The following is a 696-nucleotide window of genomic DNA, read 5'->3' on the forward strand; positions in this document are numbered from 1 at the left end:
ATCAGTTGCATTAGTGCCTGCTGCTACATTGGTAATCTTCTGATTGCCTGCATTAATCCCTGCAGTCGTTACACTTGGGCCGCCGGTAATGGTTAGGCCACTGTTATCAACCTTGCTATTCCCAACTGTTAGGCTACCGGCATTGGTTAATGCAATGTTGTCATTTACATTGTATTTATAGGTATTGGTAGCAGGGTCATACACTGCTGTGGTGTTGATGCCATCTGCAAAATTAACCGTTTCACCTAACTTCACATTGTCAGCCGTGCCACCATTGACACTAAAGTTCAGGCCTTTGTCTGCCGTCGCTTGTGCTGCTGCTGCATTCGTTACTGCTGTGTTTGCGGTGTTCTGAGCAGTGGTTACGTTCTGATTAGCCGTATTTAACTGGCTACCATTTACTGCATCTGTAGAACTCGCAGAAATAGTTCCAGCTGCAACATTAGTAATCTTCTGGTTACCTGCATTAATACCTGCAGTCGTTACACTTGGACCACCTGTAATGGTTAGGCCATTGGTGTCTAGCTTGCTATTACCTGCCGTTACACTGTCAACATTTAGATCACGGTTTAAACCATACTGGATCTTGTTACCACTCTTGGTTACTTTAAGGTTGGTTTCGCCTGCTACCGTACCAATGTCAACTGTATCACCAGCTTTTACTGCAGCGGCATTGGCACCATTGCTTTGTAGTGT

At 45.0% G+C, this 696-nt stretch carries 1 pseudogene; it reads right to left on the minus strand.

From position 1 onward, the window contains the following. Positions 1-696, minus strand: a pseudogene (locus tag F984_RS0103950) (hypothetical protein); the annotation flags it as partial.

It is taken from the genome of Acinetobacter nosocomialis NIPH 2119 (genome assembly GCF_000368085.1).
In the GTDB taxonomy this organism is placed as follows: Bacteria; Pseudomonadota; Gammaproteobacteria; order Pseudomonadales; family Moraxellaceae; genus Acinetobacter; species Acinetobacter nosocomialis.